The sequence below is a fragment of the Bradyrhizobium sp. CCBAU 051011 genome (assembly GCF_009930815.1).
Classification (GTDB): domain Bacteria; phylum Pseudomonadota; class Alphaproteobacteria; order Rhizobiales; family Xanthobacteraceae; genus Bradyrhizobium.
This window is the reverse complement of sequence record NZ_CP022222.1, coordinates 853,612-874,119: the sequence shown is the minus strand read 5'-3', so window position 1 is coordinate 874,119 and position 20,508 is coordinate 853,612. Positions and strand designations below refer to the sequence as shown.

Here is a 20,508-nt window from a genome sequence, read left to right as displayed (position 1 = left end):
GAGAGCAGGAGCTGAACAGAGCGAGAGCATCGCCAGTGCGAAGGCTGCGCCGGCATTCCTAGGCATCATGGAACGGGTCGATTTTGAGTTTCGGCTCATTGTCACCGGCGCGGCTGTCAGGATATCACGTTGTGGTTGTGCACCCTAACAGCCTCGTCTCGACTTCGGCAATGGCCGCGGCACGACGCATACCGTGCTGGCGCGCTCAGCGCACCAGCACGTTCTTGAACTGCCAGGGGTCCGACGTGTCGATGTCTTCCGGGAACAGGCCCGGACGGTCGGTGAGCGGCGTCCAGTCGGTGTAGAAACCCTTCACCGGGCCGAGATACGGCATCTGGATTTCCAGCAGACGATCGAAATCCATCTCGTCGGCTTCGACGATGCCTTGGTTCGGGTTTTCCAGCGCCCACACCATGCCGCCGAGCACGGCAGAGGTCACCTGCAGGCCGGTGGCGTTCTGGTAGGGCGCGAGCTTGCGGGTCTCTTCGATGGAGAGCTGCGAGCCGTACCAGTAGGCATTGTTGTCATGGCCGAACAGCAGCACGCCGAGTTCGTCGATGCCATCGACGATTTCATTCTCATCGAGGATGTGATGCTTTTCCTGCATCTTCGCGGCGCGGCCGAACATTTCATGCAGCGACAGCACGGCATCGTCAGCCGGATGATAGGCATAGTGGCAGGTCGGCCGATAGATCGCCGTGCCCGATGCGTCACGCACCGTGAAGTAATCGGAGATCGAGATCGACTCATTGTGGGTGACGAGGAAGCCATACTGCGCGCCGCGGGTCGGGCACCAGGTGCGCACGCGCGTGTTGGCGCCGGGCTGCATCAGATAGATGGCGGCGCCGCAGCCGGCTTCGTGGGTACGCGCATTTTCGGGCATCCATTTTTCATGGGTGCCCCAACCTAGTTCGGACGGCTGCACGCCTTCCGACAGGAAACCTTCCACCGACCAGGTGTTGACGAAGACATCAGGCTCTTTCGGCGACTTCGAGCGCTGGGTGTCGCGTTCGGCGATGTGGATCCCCTTGACACCAGCCTGCCGCATCAAGTCCGCCCATTCGGCCTTGGTCTTCGGCTTGGGGGCATTGAGCTTCAGATCAGCGGCGACATTGAGCAGCGCCTGCTTGACGAAAAAGGAGACCATGCCGGGATTGGCGCCACAGCAGGAGACGGCCGTCGTCGAGCCCGCGGGACGCGCCTTCTTGGCGGCCAGCGTCACTTCGCGAAGGGCGTAGTTGGAGCGTGCTTCCGGGCCCTTCGACGAATCGAAATAGAAGCCGAGCCAGGGCTCGTTGACGGTGTCGATATAGAGAGCGCCGAGTTCGTTGCAGAGCTCCATGATGTCGGTAGAGCCGGTATCGACCGAGAGATTGACGCAAAAACCCTGGCCGCCGCCTTCGGTGAGCAGCGGGGTCAGCACCTCGCGATAATTGTCCCTGGTCAGGCCCTTCTGGATGAAGCGTACATTGTGCTTTTCGCAAAGTGCCTTGCGGCCCTCGTCCTTGGGATCGAGCACGGTGAAGCGCGACTTGTCGTAATCGAGATGCCGCTCGATCAACGGCAGCGTGCCTTTGCCGATGGAGCCGAAGCCGACCATGACAATGGGGCCGGTAATCTTCGCGTAGATCTGCGAGGCGGGGCTCATGGGATGGTTTCTCCGGAACGTGCTGGTAGACAAATGGTGAGGGGTGGATCAGGCGGTGCGGCGCTTCGCGGTGACTTCGATCTCGATCTTCATCTCGGGCTTGTAGAGCCCCGCGACGACCAGAAGCGTGGTGGCCGGACGTATCTCGCCAAACACTTCGCCGCAGACTGCGAAGAAAGGGTCCGCATCCGCGAGGTCAGTGATGTAGTAGGTCGCGCGGACGATATCGGCCATCGCGAAGCCGCCTTCCTTCAGCGCAGCTTCGATGTTCCTAAAGCAGTTGCGCGCCTGGTTTGTGACATCGACCGGGATGACCATGGTCGTGTAGTCATAGCCGGTGGTGCCGGCGACGAAGGCGAAATCGCCGTCGATGACGGCGCGGCTGTAGCCGGCGGTCTTCTCGAAAGGCGAGCCGGTGGAAATCAGACGACGGGGCATCGGAACCTCGATCTTGGGAACGGTCCGGGGCGGGATGGGCGCGGTTTAAGGGCTTTTCCCCAGCCTGCGCAACCCCTCGCGGGGCTAGCGGGACGGCTGGGTGATGTCGGAGGCCGGCGGCGTAGGCCCGCCCCAGCGGCGCACCAGGATGTCCCTGACGATCATGATCGTGATCATGACCAGCAGGGCCATCGTGATAGCGCCGCGCCAGCGTGGGCGCGCATCTCGGGCAAGGCTCGCAGCCATGGCCTTCAGGCCGCGCGCGGCACGAGCAGGGCCTTCGCCTTCCGGCCGCGGACTGCCTTCGTTTTCGGCAGCGGCGCGCCGGTGGCGGTAATCATGCCCCAGGCGCCGTCGAGCGCGCCGTCGCAAAACTCCAGGCCGAGCAGCCGGTCGCGCTCGAACGCGCCTGGCAGCGACAGCTCGCCGGTCTTCGCGGCCGAGAAGCCGAAGCGGGCGTAATAGGGCGCGTCGCCCAGCAGGATTACCGCGCGATGGCCACGCGCCTTCGCCGCCGCGAGCGCGTGGTCCATCAGCGCAGCCCCGACGCCGAGCTGGCGGGAGGAACCCTCCACCGCCAGCGGGCCGAGCATGAGCGCCGGGATGCCCCCGGCGCTGACGTGCCACAACCGAACGGTCCCGACCAGCCGGCCCTCCGCCACGGCCGACAGGCTGAGGCCTTCGGCGGGCGCGCGTCCGTCGCGCAGGCGCTGGCAGGAGCGCGTATGGCGGGTGTCGCCAAAGCAGGCATCCAGCAGCGCTTCACGCGCGGCGACGTCCGAGGTTCGCTCCGCACGGATCGCAAACGGAGCAGCCTTGGGGTTAAGGGCGATCTTGGTCTTCCGCAAAGCAGTCATGGCACGTCAGTCCCCGCTCGCAACGGCAAGGCTGCCGCGCAAAGCGTTGTCAAATATTCGCAAATGACGGGGAGGGAGCCGGCGCACCGGCTCCCGTTATTCAAGCCTCAAACGAGACCGATCAGATGTGGTAGGTCCGCAGCGGCGGGATGCCGTTGAACGCCACCGACGAGTAGGTCGACGTATAGGCCCCGGTGCCTTCGATCAGCAGCTTGTCGCCGATCTCGAGCGTCACCGGAAGCGGATACGGCATCTTCTCGTACAGCACGTCGGCGCTATCGCAGGTCGGACCTGCGAGCACGCACGGCGTCATGTCCGCGCCGTCATGCGGCGTGCGGATGGCGTAACGGATCGACTCGTCCATCGTCTCGGCGAGACCGCCGAACTTGCCGATGTCGAGATACACCCAGCGCACCTCGTCCTCGTCGCTCTTCTTGGAGATCAGAACGACTTCGGTCTCGATGATCCCGGCATTTCCGACCATGCCGCGGCCCGGCTCGATGATCGTCTCTGGGATCTGGTTGCCGAAATGCTTGCGCAGCGCACGGAAGATCGACCGGCCGTATTGCAGGACCGGAGGAACATCCTTGAGGTACCTGGTCGGGAAGCCGCCGCCCATGTTGACCATGGACAGGCTGATCCCGCGCTCTGCGCAGTCCCGGAACACCGTCGAGGCCATCGCCAGCGCGCGGTCCCACGCCTTCACCTTGCGCTGCTGCGAGCCGACATGGAACGAGATGCCGCACGGCTCCAGGCCCAGACGCTTGGCGAGGTCGAGCACCTCGATCGCCATCTCCGGGTCGCAGCCGAACTTGCGCGACAGCGGCCACTCGGCGCCGGCGCAGTCATAGAGGATGCGGCAGAACACCTTGGCGCCGGGGGCGGCGCGGGCGATCTTCTCGACCTCGGCGGCGCAGTCGACCGCGAACAGGCGAATGCCGAGCGCGAAGGCGCGCGCGATGTCACGCTCCTTCTTGATCGTATTGCCATAGGAGATGCGGTCCGGCGTCGCACCCGCGGCCAGCGCCATTTCGATCTCGGCGACGGTTGCGGTGTCGAAGCAGGAGCCCAGGGAGGCGAGCAGCGACAGCACCTCGGGCGCAGGATTCGCCTTCACCGCGTAGAACACGCGGCTGTCCGGCAGCGCCTTCGCAAAGGTCTGGTAGTTGTCGCGCACGACTTCGAGGTCGACAACGAGGCACGGCTCGGTGTCCTGGCCCTCGCTGCGGCGGTTGCGCAGGAATTCCTGAATACGTTCGGTCATGGCACTCTCCCAAACGGCCCAGCGACGGGCGCGTTCAAACAGTTCTCGGACCTGAGCGCTTGGCCTTGCCGCACGATGGAGACGCGACAAAGCCTCGAACTCGAGGACCGAATTGTGCTGCCGTGGATTGGTTGGGAGATTTCCCGCCCGCTCACCTGGCAATGAAGGACAAGCCTTTTCAGTAGCCCGCGCCGGCGGTGGAATGCCGGTAGAGACCAAAAAAGCCCGATCCGTCGTTGCTTTAAGTCGCGTCCCCCGTTGAGAGCGGAGTACGCCGGTTCGCCTCCGGCTGCCAGTCACGGTTGCAAGGAGTGGTGAGACCTTCAACGGCATCCCTGGAGAGAGATGCTGGCCGCCTGTTAAGCGACCCTCGGTTCTTCCATCCCTTGGCGGCTGTCCGGCCTCTTGTCCGGATACCTACCGACTGACACACGACCACAGGCACGTGCGAAATTGGGCAAGGCTGGAAATAAGTCTTTTGAATCGGCTTCGCAACAATTTTTTTAGGGTGGGGACAAATTTCGCGCGCGTGTGATTACGAAAGCGTTCGCGGTGTGCGCCGCTGACGACAAACATGAATGGACGTTAAGATTTCTCGCGAGGCGTTGAGCGCTGTAACGCCTGTGCCGCAGCGGTTTCTTGAATGCGCGTCAGCCGCGCCTGAAGAACGGCTCGATGCGTTGCGCGGCGCGGATGAACGCCACCATGATCAGCACGCCGATACCGAACAGCACAGCCTGCAGGATGTGCGCTGAGGTGTCGTTGAGGCCGAACAGGATCGCGAGCGCCCAGCCGCCGGCAAACGCCGCGCCGAACACTTCCGCGCCGATCAGGATCGCCGCCGAGATGACGGTGATGACGCTCGGCCAGACGATCTGGCGGGAGGATGTGGAAGCGGGCTGTGGGCTCATGGAAAAAGGTCCTGTTCAGGGGGCGCAATCTCTCCGAAAAGGCCCCATCTATCAAGCGTAAAAGGCCCAAAAATGCCTCATCGCGTGATATAGATTGCCGCATCTTCTGGAGCGTTTTCGAGCGAAATCGGTACCGGTTTGCGTCAAGAAAACGAGGCAAAAACGGGAATTGTGATGTCAGAAACCCTGCATACGGCGGCCCCCTCGGAAGCTGGCGAAAACCCGCTGCTCCGGCCGTGGCAGACGCCGTTCGAGACGCCGCCCTTTGCCGAAATCGAGCCGGAGCACTTCCTGCCCGCCTTCGAGCAGGCCTTCGCCGACCATGCCGCCGAGATCGCGGCGATCACCCACGATCCGTCGGCGCCGGACTTCGCCAACACCATCACGGCGCTGGAACGCTCGGGCAAGCTGCTCTCCAAGGTCGCAGCCGTGTTCTACGACCTGGTCTCGGCGCACTCCAATCCGGCGATCCTGGAGATCGACAAGGAAGTCTCCTTGCGGATGGCGCGGCACTGGAACCCGATCATGATGAACGCGGTGCTGTTCGGCCGCATCGCGCTCTTGCATGAGAACCGCGCCACGCTCGGCCTGACCGGCGAGCAGAACCGGCTCCTGGAGCGCACCTACACCAATTTCTACCGCGCCGGCGCCGGTCTCGACGAGGCCGCCAAGAAGCGCCGGGCCGAGATCAACGAGCGGCTGGCCCAGCTCGGCACCTCTTTCAGCCACCATTTGCTCGGCGACGAGCAGGACTGGTTCATGGAGCTCGGCGAGGACGACCGCGGCGGCCTTCCCGAAGCCTTCGTCGCCGCGGCCAAGGCGGCGGCCGAAGAGCGGGGCATGGCGGGCAAGGCGATCGTCACGCTGTCACGTTCGTCGGTCGAGCCGTTCCTGAAGAGCTCCTCCCGCCGCGACCTGCGCGAGAAGGTCTACAAGGCCTTCACCGCCCGTGGCGACAACGGTAACGCCAACGACAACAACGCCACCATCGTGGAGATCCTGGAGCTCCGCGAGGAGGCCGCCAAGCTCATGGGCTTTCCGACCTACGCCGCCTACCGGCTGGAGGATTCCATGGCCAAGACGCCGGACGCCGTCCGCGGCCTGCTGGAGCGGGTCTGGCAACCGGCCCGGGCGCGCGCGCTCGCCGACCGCGACGCGCTGCAGGCGCTGATCGCGGAGGAGGGCGGCAACTTCGCCCTCGCGCCGTGGGACTGGCGCTACTACGCCGAAATCCTGCGGCAGCGGAAAGCCGATTTCGACGACGCCGCCATCAAGCCCTACCTGGTGCTCGACCACATGATCGAGGCCGCCTTCGACTGCGCCACCCGCCTGTTCGGGATCACCTTTGCCGAGCGCAAGGACATCCCGGTCTGGCATCCGGACGTCCGGGTCTGGGAAGTCAAGGACGCCGACGGCAAGCACAAGGCGCTGTTCTATGGCGACTACTTCGCCCGGCCCTCAAAGCGCTCCGGCGCCTGGATGACCTCGCTGCGCGACCAGCAGAAGCTCGACGGCGAGATCGCCCCCTTGATCATCAACGTCTGCAACTTCTCCAAGGGCTCGGACGGCCAGCCGTCGCTGCTGTCGCCCGACGACGCGCGCACCCTGTTCCACGAGTTCGGCCACGGCCTGCACGGCATGCTGTCCAACGTGACCTATCCCTCGCTGTCGGGCACGTCAGTGTTTACCGACTTCGTCGAGCTGCCCTCGCAGCTCTATGAGCACTGGCAGGAGCAGCCGCAGGTGCTGCGGCAGTTCGCCAAACACTATCAGTCCGGCGAGCCACTGCCGGACGACCTGCTGCAGCGTTTCCTCGCCGCGCGAAAATTCAACCAGGGCTTTGCCACCGTGGAGTTCGTCTCCTCGGCGCTGATCGACCTCGAATTCCACACCCAGCCGGCCGCGGCCAGCCGCGACGTCGCGGCCTTCGAGAAGGCCGAGTTGGAGAAGATCGGCATGCCCACGGAAATCGCGCTGAGGCACCGGCCCACGCAATTCGGCCATATCTTCTCCGGCGACCACTATGCCGCCGGCTATTACAGCTACATGTGGTCGGAGGTGATGGACGCCGACGCGTTCGGCGCCTTCGAGGAAGCCGGCGACATCTTCGATCCCGCCACCGCCAAGCGCCTGCACGACGACATCTATTCGTCGGGCGGCGCGCGCAACCCCGAGGACGCCTATGTCGCGTTCCGCGGCCGCGAGCCGGAGGCGGATGCGCTGTTGCGCCGGCGCGGACTGCTCGAAACAACGCCGGCGGCCTGATTGGCCGGCGTCGCCTCCACGAGTCGTCCCTGCCTTGTGCGCAATTGCGCACTTGGCGCAGGGACCGATAACCCCTGGTGTTCGTTGTGAAGGAAAAGCCCTTGCCACACCGTCAAACAGAGAAGACACGGCGTATGGGTCCCCGCGCCTTGTGCGCAAATCGCGCACGAGGCAGGGGCGACGTGTTGCGTGTAGTTTTCAGCTTGTTGGGCGCGATCGTCGCCTTGTCGCTCGGCACGGTCGCGGCCGAGGCCCATCCCCATGTCTGGATCACGGCCAAAAGCGAGGTGGTCTACGCGCCCGACGGCGCGATGACGGGCGTGCGCCACGCCTGGACTTTTGACGACATGTTCTCGACCTACGCGCTGCAGGGCATCGAGACCAAGACCAAGGGCGTTTACACCCGCGAGGAACTGGCGCCGCTGGCGCAGACCAATGTCGAGTCGCTGAAGGATTTCGCCTACTTCACCTTCGCCAAGGGCGACGGCAAGAAGGAGAAGTTCAACGAGCCTGTCGACTACTACCTCGAATACAAGGACAGCGCGTTGACGCTGCATTTCCTGCTGCCGCTGAAGGCGCCGGTGACGCCAAAGCAGCTGGCGCTGGAGGTGTTCGATCCCTCTTATTTCATCGACTTCAAGTTCGACGACAAGGACCCCATCAAACTGGTTGGCGCGCCGGCCGCCTGTCAGATGAAATTCCAGCGGCCGAACGACGAGACCGCGAACACTCAGCGGCTGAACGAGCAGAACTTCATGAACGGCGACAATTCCAATTACGGGGCGATGTTCGCCAACAAGATCACGGTGAACTGCCCGTGAAGTCGTTGCTTGCAAGGCTCGCACGGGGCGAGACGACCAGAGTCCTGGCGATCACGGCCGCGGCGCTCGCGGCCGTTGTGGTGTTCGACACCGCCTGGCACGCGCTGTTGGCGCAGAACCCGTTCGGCGGGCCACGGCCCGCCGCCGAGCCGCAGGTCGGCGGCGTGATCGGATGGATTTTGGCCAAGCAGTCCGAATTCTATCGCGAGATGTCCGCCACGATACGCGCGGCGAAATCGGACGGCAGCGCGGTCTGGACGCTGCTCGGGATCTCATTTGCGTATGGGATCTTCCACGCCGCCGGCCCCGGCCACGGCAAGGCGGTGATCTCGTCCTATCTCGTTGCCAACGAGGAGACCGCGCGGCGCGGCATCGTGCTGTCGTTCGCCTCGGCGTTCCTGCAGGCGCTGGTCGCGGTGGCGATCGTCGCCGTGTTCGCCTGGCTGCTTTCCTCCACCGCCAAGACGATGTGCTCCGCGGAGAAGGCGATCGAGATCGTCAGCTATGGCCTGATCGCAGCTTTCGGCGCCCGGCTGGTCTGGACCAAGGGCGGCGGCTTCATGCGCGCGCTGCAGGCGAAGCCGGCCCCGGCGATGGCGGTGGCCACAGCCCATCATCACGATCACCACGATCACGGGCACGCGCATCATCATGACCATGCCCATCATCATCACGACCATGATCACGGCCATGGCCATGTTCATGACGAGCATTGCGGCCATTCGCACGGACCGACGCCGGATCAACTCGCCGGCCCCGGCGGCTGGCGGCGCGGCCTTGGGACGATCTTTGCGGTGGGCATGCGGCCGTGCTCGGGCGCCATTCTGGTGCTGGTGTTCTCGCTGGCGCAGGGATTGTTCCTGGCCGGCATCGCCGCCACCTTCGTGATGGGGCTCGGCACCGCGATCACGGTCGCCACCATTGCGATCATCGCCGTATCCGCCAAGGGTCTCGCCCGCCGGCTCAGCGCCGGCCGCGAGGGCGGCGGCGCGCTGATCATGCGCGGCATCGAGTTCGGCGCCGCCGGCCTGGTGCTGCTGTTCGGCCTCGGCCTATTGTTCGGCTACCTCGCCGCCGAACGCGCCACGTGTTTGTAGTTCTACGCCGTCATTCCGGGATGGTCCGAAGGACCAGACCCGGAATCTCGAGATTCCGGGTTCGTGCTTTGCACGCCCCGGAATGACGGAAGAGTACGGAGCGCCGGCTTTATGAATTGTCGTCGCTAAACTATGCAATCAGCTGAACACGCCACACCGGGAATCCCATGTCACGCGAGCAATTCTGGTTCTTCCATCCATTCCGGGTACGCTATTCCGAAATCGACGGCCAGGGCGTCGTCTTCAACGCGCATTACCTGACCTATTTCGACACCACCATCACCGAGTATTTCCGCGCACTCGGCTACGACCAATACGCCGATGCCAAGAAGAGCGGCGTCGATTTCCACGTCGTGAAATCCGTCATCGAATACAAGGCGCCCGTTCGGTTCGACTGGGAGCTCGACGTCGGCGCGCGCGTGGCGCGGATCGGCAATTCGAGCCTGAGCTTCGAACTCGCGATCTTCCTCAAAGGCGGCAATGAGGCGCTGGTGACCGGCGAGATCGTCTGGGTCAACACCGACCAGAAGACGCATCGCCCGGTCCCGATATCGAAGGAGATCAGGGATTTGATCGCGACGCGGGAGCGGCATTTGGTGGCGTGAGATTTGCGTCGTATGAGCGCGACTATATCCACGTCATTGCGAGTGCAGCGAAGCGAGGAAGGCACGAAGCTGATCAGCACCCGGACCCACACTCGATGAAGCCTATTGGCTCTGGGCGATCAAGCAGCAAGCAAAGCCCGCCGACCTGCTTGACGAGTAGTGCTGTCGACCGTCGCGCGCGGCGTCAGCGCAGCAGCGAACCGCGATGTACCCGAACAACTATAATCTCGGCGAGCGGCTCAGGCTGTCTGTCGAATAGAACTTATGCCTGAAGAACAGATCCAGCTTCACGGGTTCGCCAGTATCTCGCCAGAACAGTCTTTGACCGAGGCTGGCCGCTACCGCGAGGCGATGGTGGCCGCCGATTAGAGTATGATCATCCGTTGCTTTGGCGATGACCTCGCCGGCTTCGTCAACGATGGTTTTCATGCGCCGCCTCCAATGCAACGCGCCGGTCAGCGCAGCCGCGAAGGTACGTAAGCTATCTAACCTCGTGCCGGCTACGGCGTTCCAATTCGACATGCCGGGTCGAATGTCCTTGTGTACGATGTGGTGCATAATTCGGCGCGATGTGATGATCTTCATCCCGAGCGGTCGCGCAGTCCCGGCTCGCGGGGGCACTTCCAAAGGATCCGGAGCCTGCCTTGGCAACGTGCCCGATGGCCCCCTTGCAAGGGTTCCTTCACCTTGATCGAGGGAACACCCGAACTGGCTATAGCCGGGGCTCGCTTCGCGTTTAAAGATCAGACCGCTGCTGGGGGCCAAACGGAGATATCCGATGGGTGTGGCAGGCTTGCGCTTCGCGCATGTGAAGAGAACTCTCCGCGTCCGGGCGGTCCTTGTCGGGCTGCTGCAAGAGCTGCCGTTTATCTGCCCGGTGGTGGTTGCAGTCGGCTCGATGGTCATGATCGTAATCGAACTCTTCAAAGACTTGCCGCAGTGAGGCGATCCGACCCCCAATGCACGCGCTCAACATCTGCCGAATTATCTCGATGTGAATGGTGCCGGCCGTAAGGTGGGCAAACGCGATAGCGCCGTGCCTACCATTCCATCACCGATCGAGCCTCTTGATGGTGGGCACGCGGAGCCTCTCATCGGGCGCGCATTCGCCCGATCCGTTGGCGTTGCCCACCCTACGGACTTTATCCACGTCATTGCGAGCGCAGCGAAGCAATCCATAGCGCCGCATGCTGAGACATGGATTGCTTCATTGCTGCGCTCCTCGCAATGACGGTTGAGAGACCGGCATCACCGTCAACCACCCTGCGGACTGACATGTGTGCGCTTGTGTGTACTGCCCGGCGGGCAAATCAATTCTGATTTTCAGAAATCGGGTCAAGCCCGGGAATCAAAAATATTCCGCTTAACACGTCACCCAAATCAGTCGCATAACTCCGCTCGTCTCACGGCAAGATGAGGGGCGTTGGCCATCGTCACGAACGCGCGGTGAGATGCGATGGACGCAGATGGCGCGATAGACGTGCGCGCCTGACGCGTACGGCGAAGTCGTGTGGTCCTGGCGTCGCGGTGCTGGCGTTAAGTTCTTAAGAAGCGAAGCTTCTCAGGGACGACGGAGGCAAAAGAGCCGTTCTCCGGGGAGAGCACGAAGTAAGCCGTAAAGCCATTGCGCAGGGAAAGCCGGGATGCCCCCGCTGTACCTGTATGCTCGTGTGCGCATTCCTATGCACACATTGCACACGAGACCGCGGGTGCAGCGCGCACCCGGTCTTCCCTGCGCCCTTGTGTCCAGGAAATCTGTCAGAATGTGCGAACGGGCGGTTGCGCACCAACCGCCCGTTGCTGGAACTGAGCCCGTTGCGCCCAAAGGCGACCGAGCCTGTGTCAGAGCGAGGGACAGCTCCGGTGTCTTCCTCAACCCGAACAGTTGCAAGGGCTTCGAGCCCGAACCGAGCAAGGAAGGGAGTGGATGATGGCACAAAATGCTCATGTTGTCGTGGGTATCGATGTCGCCAAGGACAAGGTGGATGCGTGCATTCGTGCGTTGGGATTACGGCAAACCCTCCCGAGCACGACCCAGGGGCACCGTAAGCTGGTCGCCTGGCTTCGCAAGCACCAGGCGAACAAGGCGGTGATGGAGGCGAGTGGCGGCTATGAGCGTGCCTGGGCCAAGGTGCTGCGCGACGCCGGCATCGAAGTTCGGATCGTCGACCCCAAACGGGTCCGCAGCTTCGCGCTATCAGCCGGACGGCTGGCCAAGAACGATACGATCGATGCCGAGATGATTGCCTGGTTCGCCGAGACATTCAGCGATGCGCCGGGCCAGAAACACGATGCGGCACAAGAGGAGCTGCAGGCACTCGTAAAGGCGCGCTTAAGCCTGATTGATTTTAGGATGCGCTTGGTCAGCCAAAGCGAGCATGCCGCGCCGGGATTGGTGCAGAAGGCGCATGCCCGCATCTTGAAGAACCTGGCCTGCGAGATTGCCAAGCTCGAGGCCGCCATCTGCGCCAAAATCAAGTCCATGCCGGATTTTGCGGAACGCGCCGAGATCATCGAGAGTGTGCCGGGGTTCGCCGAGACGAGTTCGGCAAACCTCCTTGCAGGAATGCCGGAGCTTGGTCAGGTGAGCAACAAGATCGCCGCGGCCTTGATCGGGGTCGCCCCCTATGACGACGACAGCGGAAAGCGCCGCGGCGAGCGCCACATCAAGGGAGGCCGCCGCTGGGTCCGTAACGCCATCTACATGCCCTGTGTTGGCGCAGCCACGCTGAACAATCCCGTGCTGAAGGCCTACTATCAGCGCCTGATTGCCAAAGGAAAAGAGCCGAAGATTGCCATCATCGCCGGCATGCGCAAGCTGATCATCATCCTCAACACCATGATCGCACGACGGCAGAAATGGGATCCCAGCCGTTACGCGTTGAGCTGACGAGCGCGCCCACCGCGATCGGTTCCGCGACCGAGCGCTTGCAAAGCCGACAGACCGGTGAACGGGCGGGGTCAAGGCCGCAGCCGCCGTAGGCGGGGGCGCGCCAGCGCCAGCCTTGAGGCCGGCCGATCACCGGGCTACTTCCAGCACAGTTGCTCTGATTGGAGAGGGCGACGAAGAAAATACAAACCTCGGGCGATCAGCGTCGCGAGAATGCATCCTCATAGTCAGTTGTCATCACCCGCGAAAGCGGGTGATCCAGTATTCCAGAGACATCAGTGATTGAGTCGAGAAGCCGCAGCGTACTGGATCCCCGCATACGCGGGGATGACAGTCGAGTATTGCGTCGCTGTCTCCCCGTCATTGCGAGCACAGCATGACCACCAGCCCCCCTACGCCGGCAGATACCCCTTGATCGCCGGCAGAAAGAAAATCGCGATGTTGATCGCAAACCCCAGGCTCCAGAGGATCGAGCGCAGCGTCGGGCGGTTGCCGAGATAGGTGAAGACGTAGGCGATCCGCACGATCACGAAGAGGATGGCGAGCTCGTCGATCAGGCGTTGCGGCCCCAGCCGAAACTCCGCCAGCAGCACGGCGACGGCAAAGAACGGAAAGGCCTCGATGCCGTTCTGATGGGCGCCGAGCGCGCGGGCGCGGATCGGGTCCTGGTAGAAGGCAGGATCGCGCGGCTTGGCATTGTCGAAACGTGCGTGGGCGGCCCATTTGACCGAGGCGATCGTCAGCAGGTAGAGCAGCAGCGTTCCGAAAATGCACCATTCGGCGATCGTCATGGTTCCTCTCCCCGCGCACACTGGCGCGCGCGCGCCCCGCGGCAATCCGGGAAGCGTACCGAACCGGCGGTTGTCTTGACAAGGATGGTGCAACGCGCGAAGCCATCGAAATCATGACTGTGGTCGTCCCCTTTGGCAACGCGAAGCCGGCGTCGGCAACTCCGCCGCAACGCATCGGCGTGCTGCTGGTCAATCTCGGCACGCCCGATACCGCCGATGCTAAGGGGGTGCGGGTTTATCTGAAGGAATTTTTGTCCGATCCGCGCGTGATCGAAGATCAGGGCCTCGTCTGGAAGCTGATCCTCAACGGCATCATCCTGCGCGTGCGTCCTGCCCGCAAGGCGCGCGACTACCGGAAGATCTGGAACGCCGAGCGAGACGAATCCCCGCTCAAGACCATCACCCGGTCGCAGGCCGAAAAGCTTGGCGAGGCGATCTCGGACCGCGAGCACGTCGTGGTCGATTGGGCGATGCGTTACGGCAATCCGTCGATCCGCTCGCGCATCGAGGTGCTGGCGGCGCAAGGTTGCGACCGCCTGCTGGTGGTGCCGCTCTATCCGCAATATTCCGCGGCGACTTCGGCGACCGTGTGCGACGAGGTGTTTCGCGCGCTCGCCGGCATGCGCGCGCAGCCAACGCTACGGGTGAGCCCGCCTTACTACGACGATCCCGATTACATCGAAGCGCTCGCCGTCTCGATGTCAGAACATCTCGCTAGCCTGCCGTTTCAGCCCGAACTGATCGTGGCATCGTTCCACGGCATGCCGCAGAAATATGTCGACAAGGGCGATCCCTACCAGGCGCAGTGCGTCGCAACGACCGAGGCCCTGCGCAAGCGCATGGGGCTTGATGCCTCCAAACTGATCCTTACGTTTCAATCGCGTTTCGGCAACGACGAGTGGCTGCAGCCCTATACGGACAAGACCATCGAAAAACTCGCGAAAGATGGTGTGAAGCGCATTGCCGTCGTGACCCCCGGCTTCTCGGCCGATTGCCTGGAGACGCTGGAGGAGATCGCGCAGGAAAACGCCGAGATTTTCAAGCACAACGGCGGCGAGCAATTTTCCGCGATTCCCTGCCTCAACGACAGCGAGCCTGGCATGGACGTCATCCGCCAGCTCGTTTTGCGCGAGCTTCAGGGGTGGATTTAACCTGCCGAAAAATTTCCCATAGCTTGCCGCCGTTCGGCCCTCGATAACATCTGGTGGTCGGCAAATTGTTCCCCAGCTATATAGCCATGACTCGAGAACAGCCGGTCTGAACCGGCGCCGCGGCTTTGCTGACAAAAATGAGAGACCGCGCCCGGCAACGCTCACCTTGCCGGCCCTTGGAGGACTTTATGACTGGTTTCGATATTTTCGCGATTGCCCTTGTTCTGCTCGTCATTGTCACGCTGTTCGCGGGGTCAAGACGGTGCCGCAGGGCTATGACTGGACCATCGAGCGGTTCGGCAAATACACCCGCACGCTGTCGCCGGGACTGAACCTGATCGTGCCTTATTTCGATCGCGTCGGCCGCAAGATGAACATGATGGAGCAGGTGATCAACATTCCCGAGCAGGAAGTGATCACCAAGGACAACGCGACCGTGACGGTCGACGGCGTCGCCTTCTTCCAGGTGTTCGACGCGGCAAAGGCAAGCTATGAGGTCGCCAATCTCGAACAGGCGATCATCGTGCTGACCATGACCAACATCCGCTCCGTGATGGGCTCGATGGATCTCGACCAGGTGCTGTCGCATCGCGACGAGATCAACGAGCGGCTGCTGCGCGTTGTCGACGCCGCGGTGTCACCGTGGGGGCTGAAGGTCAACCGCATCGAGATCAAAGACATCGTGCCGCCGGCCGATCTGGTGGAAGCGATGGGCCGGCAGATGAAGGCCGAGCGCGTCAAGCGCGCCGACATCCTGCAGGCGGAAGGGCAGCGCCAGTCGGAAATCCTGCGCGCGGAAGGCGCCAAGCAGGGGCAGATTTTGCAGGCCGAAGGTCGCAAGGAGGCCGCGTTCCGCGACGCCGAGGCGCGCGAACGTTCCGCGGAGGCCGAGGCCAAGGCGACACAGATGGTCTCCGAGGCCATCGCCAAGGGCGACGTCGCCGCGCTGAACTATTTTATCGCCGACAAGTATATCAAGGCGTTCGGGCAGCTTGCGGATTCGCCGAACCAGAAGATCATCATGCTGCCGATCGAAGCGATGAGCATTTTGGGATCGCTTGCCGGCATCGGCGAGATCGCCAAGGCGACCTTCGGCGAAAGCGCGGCCTCCGCGGCAGCCGCCGCGCGACGGACGTCCTCGGTGCCGAACACCGGTCCGACGCCGCCGCCGGTCACGCCGCAGCGGTGAGCATCGATCCGGAAGTTCATTCTGTTGATTAGAGGTTCGTGTCATGGCCGAGATGTTTTCTACCCTGGGCACCTGGAACTGGCTGATCTTCGGCTTCCTCCTGATGGCGCTGGAATTGCTCGCGCCGGGTGTTTTCATGTTCTGGCTCGGGCTCGCGGCGCTGTTGGTCGGGCTGGTGTCGTTTGCGTTCAATCCGACCTGGCAGACGCAATTGCTGATGTTCGCGATATTCGCGATCGCCGCCGTGCCGGCATGGCGATATTTTGCGCGCAGCGCCGGAAGCAGCAACCTGAGCAGCCCGTTTCTCAACAGGCGGACCGAGGCGCTGATCGGCCGCGAATTCACGCTGGAGAAGCCGATCGTCGACGGGACCGGCACGGTGCGGATCGACGACACGATCTGGCGCGTCGCCGGCCCCGACGCGCCGGCCGGCAGCAGGGTCAAGGTGGTGCGGGCAGATGGGGCCAGCCTGACGGTGGCGGCGGCCTAAGTTGCGGTTTGCTTGCTCCAGCGTTCGGCGAAGCGATGGAGCGGCAGGAAGCTTTCCATCAGCTCCCTGCCGAGCGGAGTGAGGCGATAACCATCGCCGGGCAGAAGTTCGACGAGGCCGGCCTCGCGCAACTCCGACAGCCGGGCCTGCATCACCGTCGGCGAGGCGTCGTCGCAGGCGGTGCGGAGCGCGCGCGAGGTCAACGGGCCGTCGCGCAGTTCCCAGACGATCCGCAAGGTCCAGCGGCGGCCGAGCAGATCGAGCAGGGCCATGATGGGGCGGCCGGTTCTGGAGCCGCGAACGGCGCGTTGTTTCGTGCTGGCGGGTGGTTTCGGCATGCGGACCCTCTTGCGCGCCGCTACAAATAATGTAGCGTATTGCTACGTTATTTGTAGCACAGGAGTTGGCCGTGTCCCAGACTGCGCCGCGCATCGCGCCGCTCGAGCCGCCTTACGCACCGGAGATCCAGCAGCAGTTCGATCGCATCATGCGCGGCTCGCCGCCGCTGATGCTGTTTCGCGTCATCGCCGGCAATGCCCGCGCCTGGGAGAAATTCCGCGCCGGCAGCCTGCTGGACCGCGGCCCGCTCTCCCTGCGGGAGCGCGAGATCGTCATCGACCGCACCTGCGCGCGGACGGGATGCGAATATGAATGGGGCGTGCATGTCACGGCCTTCGCGGAAGCCGCACGGCTGACGGAGGAACAGGTCCGCGCCACCGTGCTTGGCGATGCCGATGCTGGCTGTTGGTCGGCGGCAGAACAGGCGCTGATCGCCGCCGTCGATGCGCTGCACCAGCGGGCTACGCTCGATGACGCGGAATTCGCGGCGCTGTCGGCGCATTACGACGAGGCAAAAATATTCGAGATCATCCTGCTGTGCGGATTCTATCGCACGGTGTCGTATCTCGCCAACGGACTGGCGCTGCCGCTGGAGGAGAGCGCGGCAAGATTTCCGCGTTAGTCGTCATTGCGAGGAGCGAAAGCGACGAAGCAATCCATCTCTCCGCTTGCAGAGCTATGGATTGCTTCGCTTCGCTCGCAATGACGTGGAGAGATCGAGCCTACGCCACGCCCGCGCGCAGAAAATCGTGCAGATGCACGATGCCGACCGGCTTGTTGGCATCGGTGACGATCAGCGTCGTGATCTTCGAGGAGTTGAGGATCTCCAGCGCCTCGCCGGCCAGCACGTCGCGGTCGATCGTCTTCGGATTGCGAGTCATCACCTCGTCGACGGTGGCCGTCATCAGATCGGGCCCCATGTGGCGGCGCAAATCGCCGTCGGTGACGATGCCGACAATATGTCCGCGCGCGTCGATGATGCCGACGCAGCCAAAACCCTTCGAAGTCATCTCGACCAGTGCCTCGGACATGCTGGTGCCGAGCGGCTTCAGCGGCACCGCGTCGCCGGAATGCATGAGGTCGCCGGTATATTTGAGCATCGCACCCAGCTTGCCGCCGGGATGCAGCACGCTGAAATCGGTCGAGGTGAAGCCGCGGCCTTCCAGGAGCGCGATCGCCAGCGTATCGCCGAGCGCGAGCATCATCAGCGAGGAGGTGGTCGGCGCCAGATTATGCGGACAGGCCTCGCGCGCCTTCGGCAGCGTCAGCGCGATGTCGGCCGCCTTGGCTAGAGAGGATTCCCTCTCCGCCGTCATCGCGATCACGGAAATCCGAAACCGGGCGGCATAACTGATCAGATTCTTCATCTCCGGCTGCTCGCCGGACCAGGACAGCGCCAGGATGACGTCGTCGGCGGTGATCATGCCGAGATCGCCGTGGCTGGCCTCGGCGGCATGAACGAAGAACGCCGGCGTGCCGGTGGAGGCAAAGGTCGCGGCGATCTTGCGGCCGATATGGCCTGATTTGCCAAGCCCGGTGACGATCAGCCGTCCCTTGGCGTTGCGGATCAGGTCGGCGGCGGCGGTGAAGGGGGCGCGCAGATCGGATTGCAGCGCCGCTGTGAGCGCGGCGATCCCGCTGCCCTCGGCATCGAGCGTGCGCAAGGCCGACTGAACGGCGGAGTCAGCGAAGTCGGTGCCGGATGATTTTGCCATCAGCGGATTCGAATGGGCCATGTCAGTTCCAGGGAGGAGGGGCCGCGCCCCAAAGCCCTCCATAGCATGGCCCGTCTGGCGATGCGACGCGCGCCGCAGAGCTCTCAACGACCCATTAACCATAATTGTTTTAACTCCATTAACGACATGTTCCGCGAGCCCGCGGAAGGCGTCGAGTAAGTAGCTGTTTTTGTTGGAGTATATTCCATCGTGATGCCGGGGCCAGTAACGGGCCGGAGCAGCCGCGCGCGCACTCTCCGCGCTGCCTTGCTGTGCCTTGCGCTGACGGCGCTGTCGGGAACCGAAGGCCTGGCGCAAACCGTCACGCCGGACCTGTTCAGCTCAAGGCGCGCCAGCCAGGTGACATCGCCGGATTCGCCGCTGCGCCGGACCGCGGCTGAGGTGAACGATCCGCTCACCAGTCCGAAGCTGCAGGACGATGAGAAGCGCGCGCCGTCGCGGATCGGACAGATCCCGAAATACGGTTTGCCGGCTGCGAGTGGCGCCGCCGATTCCGGCTACGACTCGCTCAACCGCAAGCGCAAGAAACCGAAATACTACCCGGGGCAAGCGAGGCCGAAGCCGCCGGTCGGTCCCGGCAGTCCACCGCCGCCGATTGCGTCGAACACGCCGCTGCGGCTCTCGATCCCGCCCTCGGAATCTGCCAACAAGACGCGCCTTGCGCCGGCCATGGCGGGCACGGTGGTGGGGCAGCCGCCGCGCAAGCGCCTCAGGATCGACGACGATCCGTTCGGCGCCGTCGGCGATTACGCCGGCAGTTTCCTGATCAAATCCGCGGTCGAATTCTTGGGCGGCTACGATACCAATCCCGGCCGGCTCGCCGCTGCGCAAGGCAAGCCGTTCTACGTGGTCGCGCCGGAATTCCTCGCCGTCTCTGACTGGGAACGCCATGCGCTGGTCGCCGATCTCCGCGGCTCCTTCACCGGCTACGGCAGCAATCTCACGCCGAACGCCGACGGCACGCCGCTGTCGGCACCGCTCGATATCGATCGGCCCAATTTCATCGGCCACGTCGACGGGCGGCTCGATGTCAGCCGCGACACGCGGCTGACTGCGCAGGGTCGCTTGTTCCTCTCGACCGACAATCCCGGCAGCCCGAACGTGCAGGCCGGCTTGGCCAAGTATCCGATCTACACCACGGTAGGCACCACCATCGGCGTCGACCAGACCTTCAACCGCCTCCAGGTTTCCGCCGGCGCCACCGTCGACCGCACCGACTATACCAACTCAAAGCTCACCGACGGCACCTCGACCACCAACGACGACCGCAATTTCAATCAGTATGGCGGTATCGGCCGCGTCAGCTATGATTTGAAGCCGGGCATAAAGCCGTTCGTGGAGGTGCAGGGTGACAGCCGCGTGCATGACGTCAAGCTCGACCGTGCCGGCTTTGCGCGCGATTCCTCGGGCGGCTACCTCAAGGGCGGCACCAGCTTCGAATTCTCGCGCCTGCTGACCGGCGAAATCGCCGTCGGCTACGCCGCGCGCGACTATGTCGATCCAAGACTCAATCGCCTGGAGGGCCTGCTCGTCTCGTCCTCGCTGGTGTGGACCGCGACGCCGCTGACGACGGCGAAATTCTATTCCGACACCACGATCACCGAGACCACGCTGCCGGGCACGTCGGGCGTGCTGACGCACATCTACACCGTCGAGGTCGACCACGACTTCCGCCGCTGGCTGACCACAATCGGAAAGTTCACCTGGGGCACGCTCGATTATCAGGGCAATCCAAGGCGCGACAAGATCTACACCCTGTCGGGCGAAGCCATCTACAAGATGAACCGCAACGTCTGGCTCCGCGGCACGCTGCGGCGCGACTGGCTGGATTCGAACCTGCCGGGCAACAGCACGGCGTCGACGGTGGTGATGCTGGGGGTGAGGGTCCAGAATTGAGAGCGGCGGCCGTGCCGAACTCGTCATTGCCGGGCTTGACCCGGCAATCCAGTCCCTTCGCTAGAGTCTGATGAAGATTGATGGATGCCCGGATCAAGTCTGGGCACCACAGCAGCGAGC

At 63.4% G+C, this 20,508-nt stretch carries 19 protein-coding genes and 1 pseudogene; 11 read left to right on the top strand and 9 right to left on the bottom strand.

All coding sequences use genetic code 11. From position 1 onward, the window contains the following. Nucleotides 1–205: 205 nt before the first annotated feature. The 5 genes from ACH79_RS04225 to ACH79_RS04205 all read right to left on the bottom strand — a co-directional run bounded on the left by ACH79_RS04225 (nucleotide 206) and on the right by ACH79_RS04205 (nucleotide 5,118). A complete protein-coding gene (locus ACH79_RS04225; protein WP_161849901.1) occupies nucleotides 206–1,648 on the bottom strand; it encodes a homospermidine synthase in 1,443 nt (480 codons plus the stop codon). 48 nt (nucleotides 1,649–1,696) lie between these two features. Then, nucleotides 1,697–2,086: a RidA family protein gene (locus ACH79_RS04220; protein ID WP_161849900.1), complete on the bottom strand. Its 390-nt coding sequence runs from the start codon at nucleotides 2,084–2,086 to the stop codon at nucleotides 1,697–1,699. A gap of 251 nt (nucleotides 2,087–2,337) precedes the next feature. Beyond that, nucleotides 2,338–2,943 carry a GNAT family N-acetyltransferase gene (locus tag ACH79_RS04215; RefSeq protein WP_161849899.1) on the bottom strand — a complete coding sequence of 202 codons (606 nt, stop codon included), beginning with the start codon at nucleotides 2,941–2,943 and terminating at the stop codon, nucleotides 2,338–2,340. A 121-nt stretch (nucleotides 2,944–3,064) separates the two neighbouring features. Then, on the bottom strand, nucleotides 3,065–4,207 hold the full coding sequence (locus ACH79_RS04210) for a type III PLP-dependent enzyme (RefSeq protein WP_161849898.1): 1,143 nt from the start codon (nucleotides 4,205–4,207) through the stop codon (nucleotides 3,065–3,067). A gap of 650 nt (nucleotides 4,208–4,857) precedes the next feature. Next, nucleotides 4,858–5,118, bottom strand: coding sequence for a hypothetical protein (locus tag ACH79_RS04205; RefSeq protein ID WP_161849897.1), 261 nt, complete (start codon nucleotides 5,116–5,118; stop codon nucleotides 4,858–4,860). Between the two features lie 174 nt (nucleotides 5,119–5,292). Between ACH79_RS04205 and ACH79_RS04200 the strand changes: the two genes are divergently transcribed. The 4 genes from ACH79_RS04200 (at nucleotide 5,293) to ACH79_RS04185 (ending at nucleotide 9,906) form a co-directional block, all read left to right on the top strand. Continuing rightward, a complete protein-coding gene (locus ACH79_RS04200; protein WP_161849896.1) occupies nucleotides 5,293–7,383 on the top strand; it encodes a M3 family metallopeptidase in 2,091 nt (696 codons plus the stop codon). 185 nt (nucleotides 7,384–7,568) lie between these two features. Further along, complete coding sequence (locus ACH79_RS04195; protein ID WP_246738637.1) at nucleotides 7,569–8,204, top strand: DUF1007 family protein; 636 nt, start codon at nucleotides 7,569–7,571, stop codon at nucleotides 8,202–8,204. Beyond that, on the top strand, nucleotides 8,201–9,301 hold the full coding sequence (locus tag ACH79_RS04190; protein WP_371419361.1) for a nickel/cobalt transporter: 1,101 nt from the start codon (nucleotides 8,201–8,203) through the stop codon (nucleotides 9,299–9,301). Before ACH79_RS04195 ends, ACH79_RS04190 begins: the two co-directional genes overlap by 4 nt. Nucleotides 9,302–9,468: 167 nt before the next feature. Continuing rightward, complete coding sequence (locus ACH79_RS04185) at nucleotides 9,469–9,906, top strand: thioesterase family protein (RefSeq protein WP_161849894.1); 438 nt, start codon at nucleotides 9,469–9,471, stop codon at nucleotides 9,904–9,906. A 219-nt stretch (nucleotides 9,907–10,125) separates the two neighbouring features. On the opposite strand, the gene ACH79_RS04180 is transcribed toward ACH79_RS04185, so the two are convergent. Beyond that, nucleotides 10,126–10,335 carry a hypothetical protein gene (locus ACH79_RS04180; RefSeq protein WP_161849893.1) on the bottom strand — a complete coding sequence of 70 codons (210 nt, stop codon included), beginning with the start codon at nucleotides 10,333–10,335 and terminating at the stop codon, nucleotides 10,126–10,128. 349 nt (nucleotides 10,336–10,684) lie between these two features. Between ACH79_RS04180 and ACH79_RS42855 the strand changes: the two genes are divergently transcribed. Further along, nucleotides 10,685–10,849 carry a hypothetical protein gene (locus ACH79_RS42855; protein WP_202639171.1) on the top strand — a complete coding sequence of 55 codons (165 nt, stop codon included), beginning with the start codon at nucleotides 10,685–10,687 and terminating at the stop codon, nucleotides 10,847–10,849. 987 nt (nucleotides 10,850–11,836) lie between these two features. Then, a complete protein-coding gene (locus tag ACH79_RS04175; RefSeq protein ID WP_161849892.1) occupies nucleotides 11,837–12,796 on the top strand; it encodes an IS110 family transposase in 960 nt (319 codons plus the stop codon). A 392-nt stretch (nucleotides 12,797–13,188) separates the two neighbouring features. Here ACH79_RS04175 and ACH79_RS04170 read toward each other — a convergent pair whose 3' ends face one another. Further along, nucleotides 13,189–13,587 (bottom strand): MAPEG family protein, encoded by a 399-nt coding sequence (locus ACH79_RS04170; protein WP_161849891.1) that lies wholly within the window; start codon nucleotides 13,585–13,587, stop codon nucleotides 13,189–13,191. Between the two features lie 113 nt (nucleotides 13,588–13,700). On the opposite strand from ACH79_RS04170, the gene hemH reads away from it, so the two are divergent. From hemH to ACH79_RS04155, 3 genes and pseudogenes are all read left to right on the top strand, one after another. Further along, the gene (gene hemH / locus ACH79_RS04165; protein ID WP_161849890.1) at nucleotides 13,701–14,738 is read left to right on the top strand and encodes a ferrochelatase; all 1,038 of its coding nucleotides are present in this window, start codon (nucleotides 13,701–13,703) and stop codon (nucleotides 14,736–14,738) included. A 188-nt stretch (nucleotides 14,739–14,926) separates the two neighbouring features. Beyond that, nucleotides 14,927–15,927 (top strand): annotated as a pseudogene (locus tag ACH79_RS04160) (SPFH domain-containing protein). Nucleotides 15,928–15,970: 43 nt separating this feature from the next. Beyond that, nucleotides 15,971–16,417: an NfeD family protein gene (locus ACH79_RS04155; protein ID WP_161849889.1), complete on the top strand. Its 447-nt coding sequence runs from the start codon at nucleotides 15,971–15,973 to the stop codon at nucleotides 16,415–16,417. On the opposite strand, the gene ACH79_RS04150 is transcribed toward ACH79_RS04155, so the two are convergent. Next, nucleotides 16,414–16,755: a helix-turn-helix domain-containing protein gene (locus ACH79_RS04150; RefSeq protein ID WP_161849888.1), complete on the bottom strand. Its 342-nt coding sequence runs from the start codon at nucleotides 16,753–16,755 to the stop codon at nucleotides 16,414–16,416. The two genes, ACH79_RS04155 and ACH79_RS04150, sit on opposite strands and share 4 nt — an antisense overlap. 71 nt (nucleotides 16,756–16,826) lie before the next feature. Between ACH79_RS04150 and ACH79_RS04145 the strand changes: the two genes are divergently transcribed. After that, nucleotides 16,827–17,378, top strand: coding sequence for a carboxymuconolactone decarboxylase family protein (locus tag ACH79_RS04145; protein WP_202639170.1), 552 nt, complete (start codon nucleotides 16,827–16,829; stop codon nucleotides 17,376–17,378). A 100-nt stretch (nucleotides 17,379–17,478) separates the two neighbouring features. Here the strand turns inward: ACH79_RS04145 and ACH79_RS04140 are convergent, their stop codons facing one another. Beyond that, nucleotides 17,479–18,492, bottom strand: a complete 1,014-nt coding sequence (locus ACH79_RS04140; RefSeq protein ID WP_161849887.1) for an SIS domain-containing protein — start codon at nucleotides 18,490–18,492, stop codon at nucleotides 17,479–17,481. Between the two features lie 192 nt (nucleotides 18,493–18,684). Here ACH79_RS04140 and ACH79_RS04135 point away from each other — a divergent pair, with 192 nt between their 5' ends. Further along, nucleotides 18,685–20,388, top strand: a complete 1,704-nt coding sequence (locus ACH79_RS04135; protein WP_161849886.1) for an outer membrane beta-barrel protein — start codon at nucleotides 18,685–18,687, stop codon at nucleotides 20,386–20,388. Nucleotides 20,389–20,508: the final 120 nt, after the last annotated feature.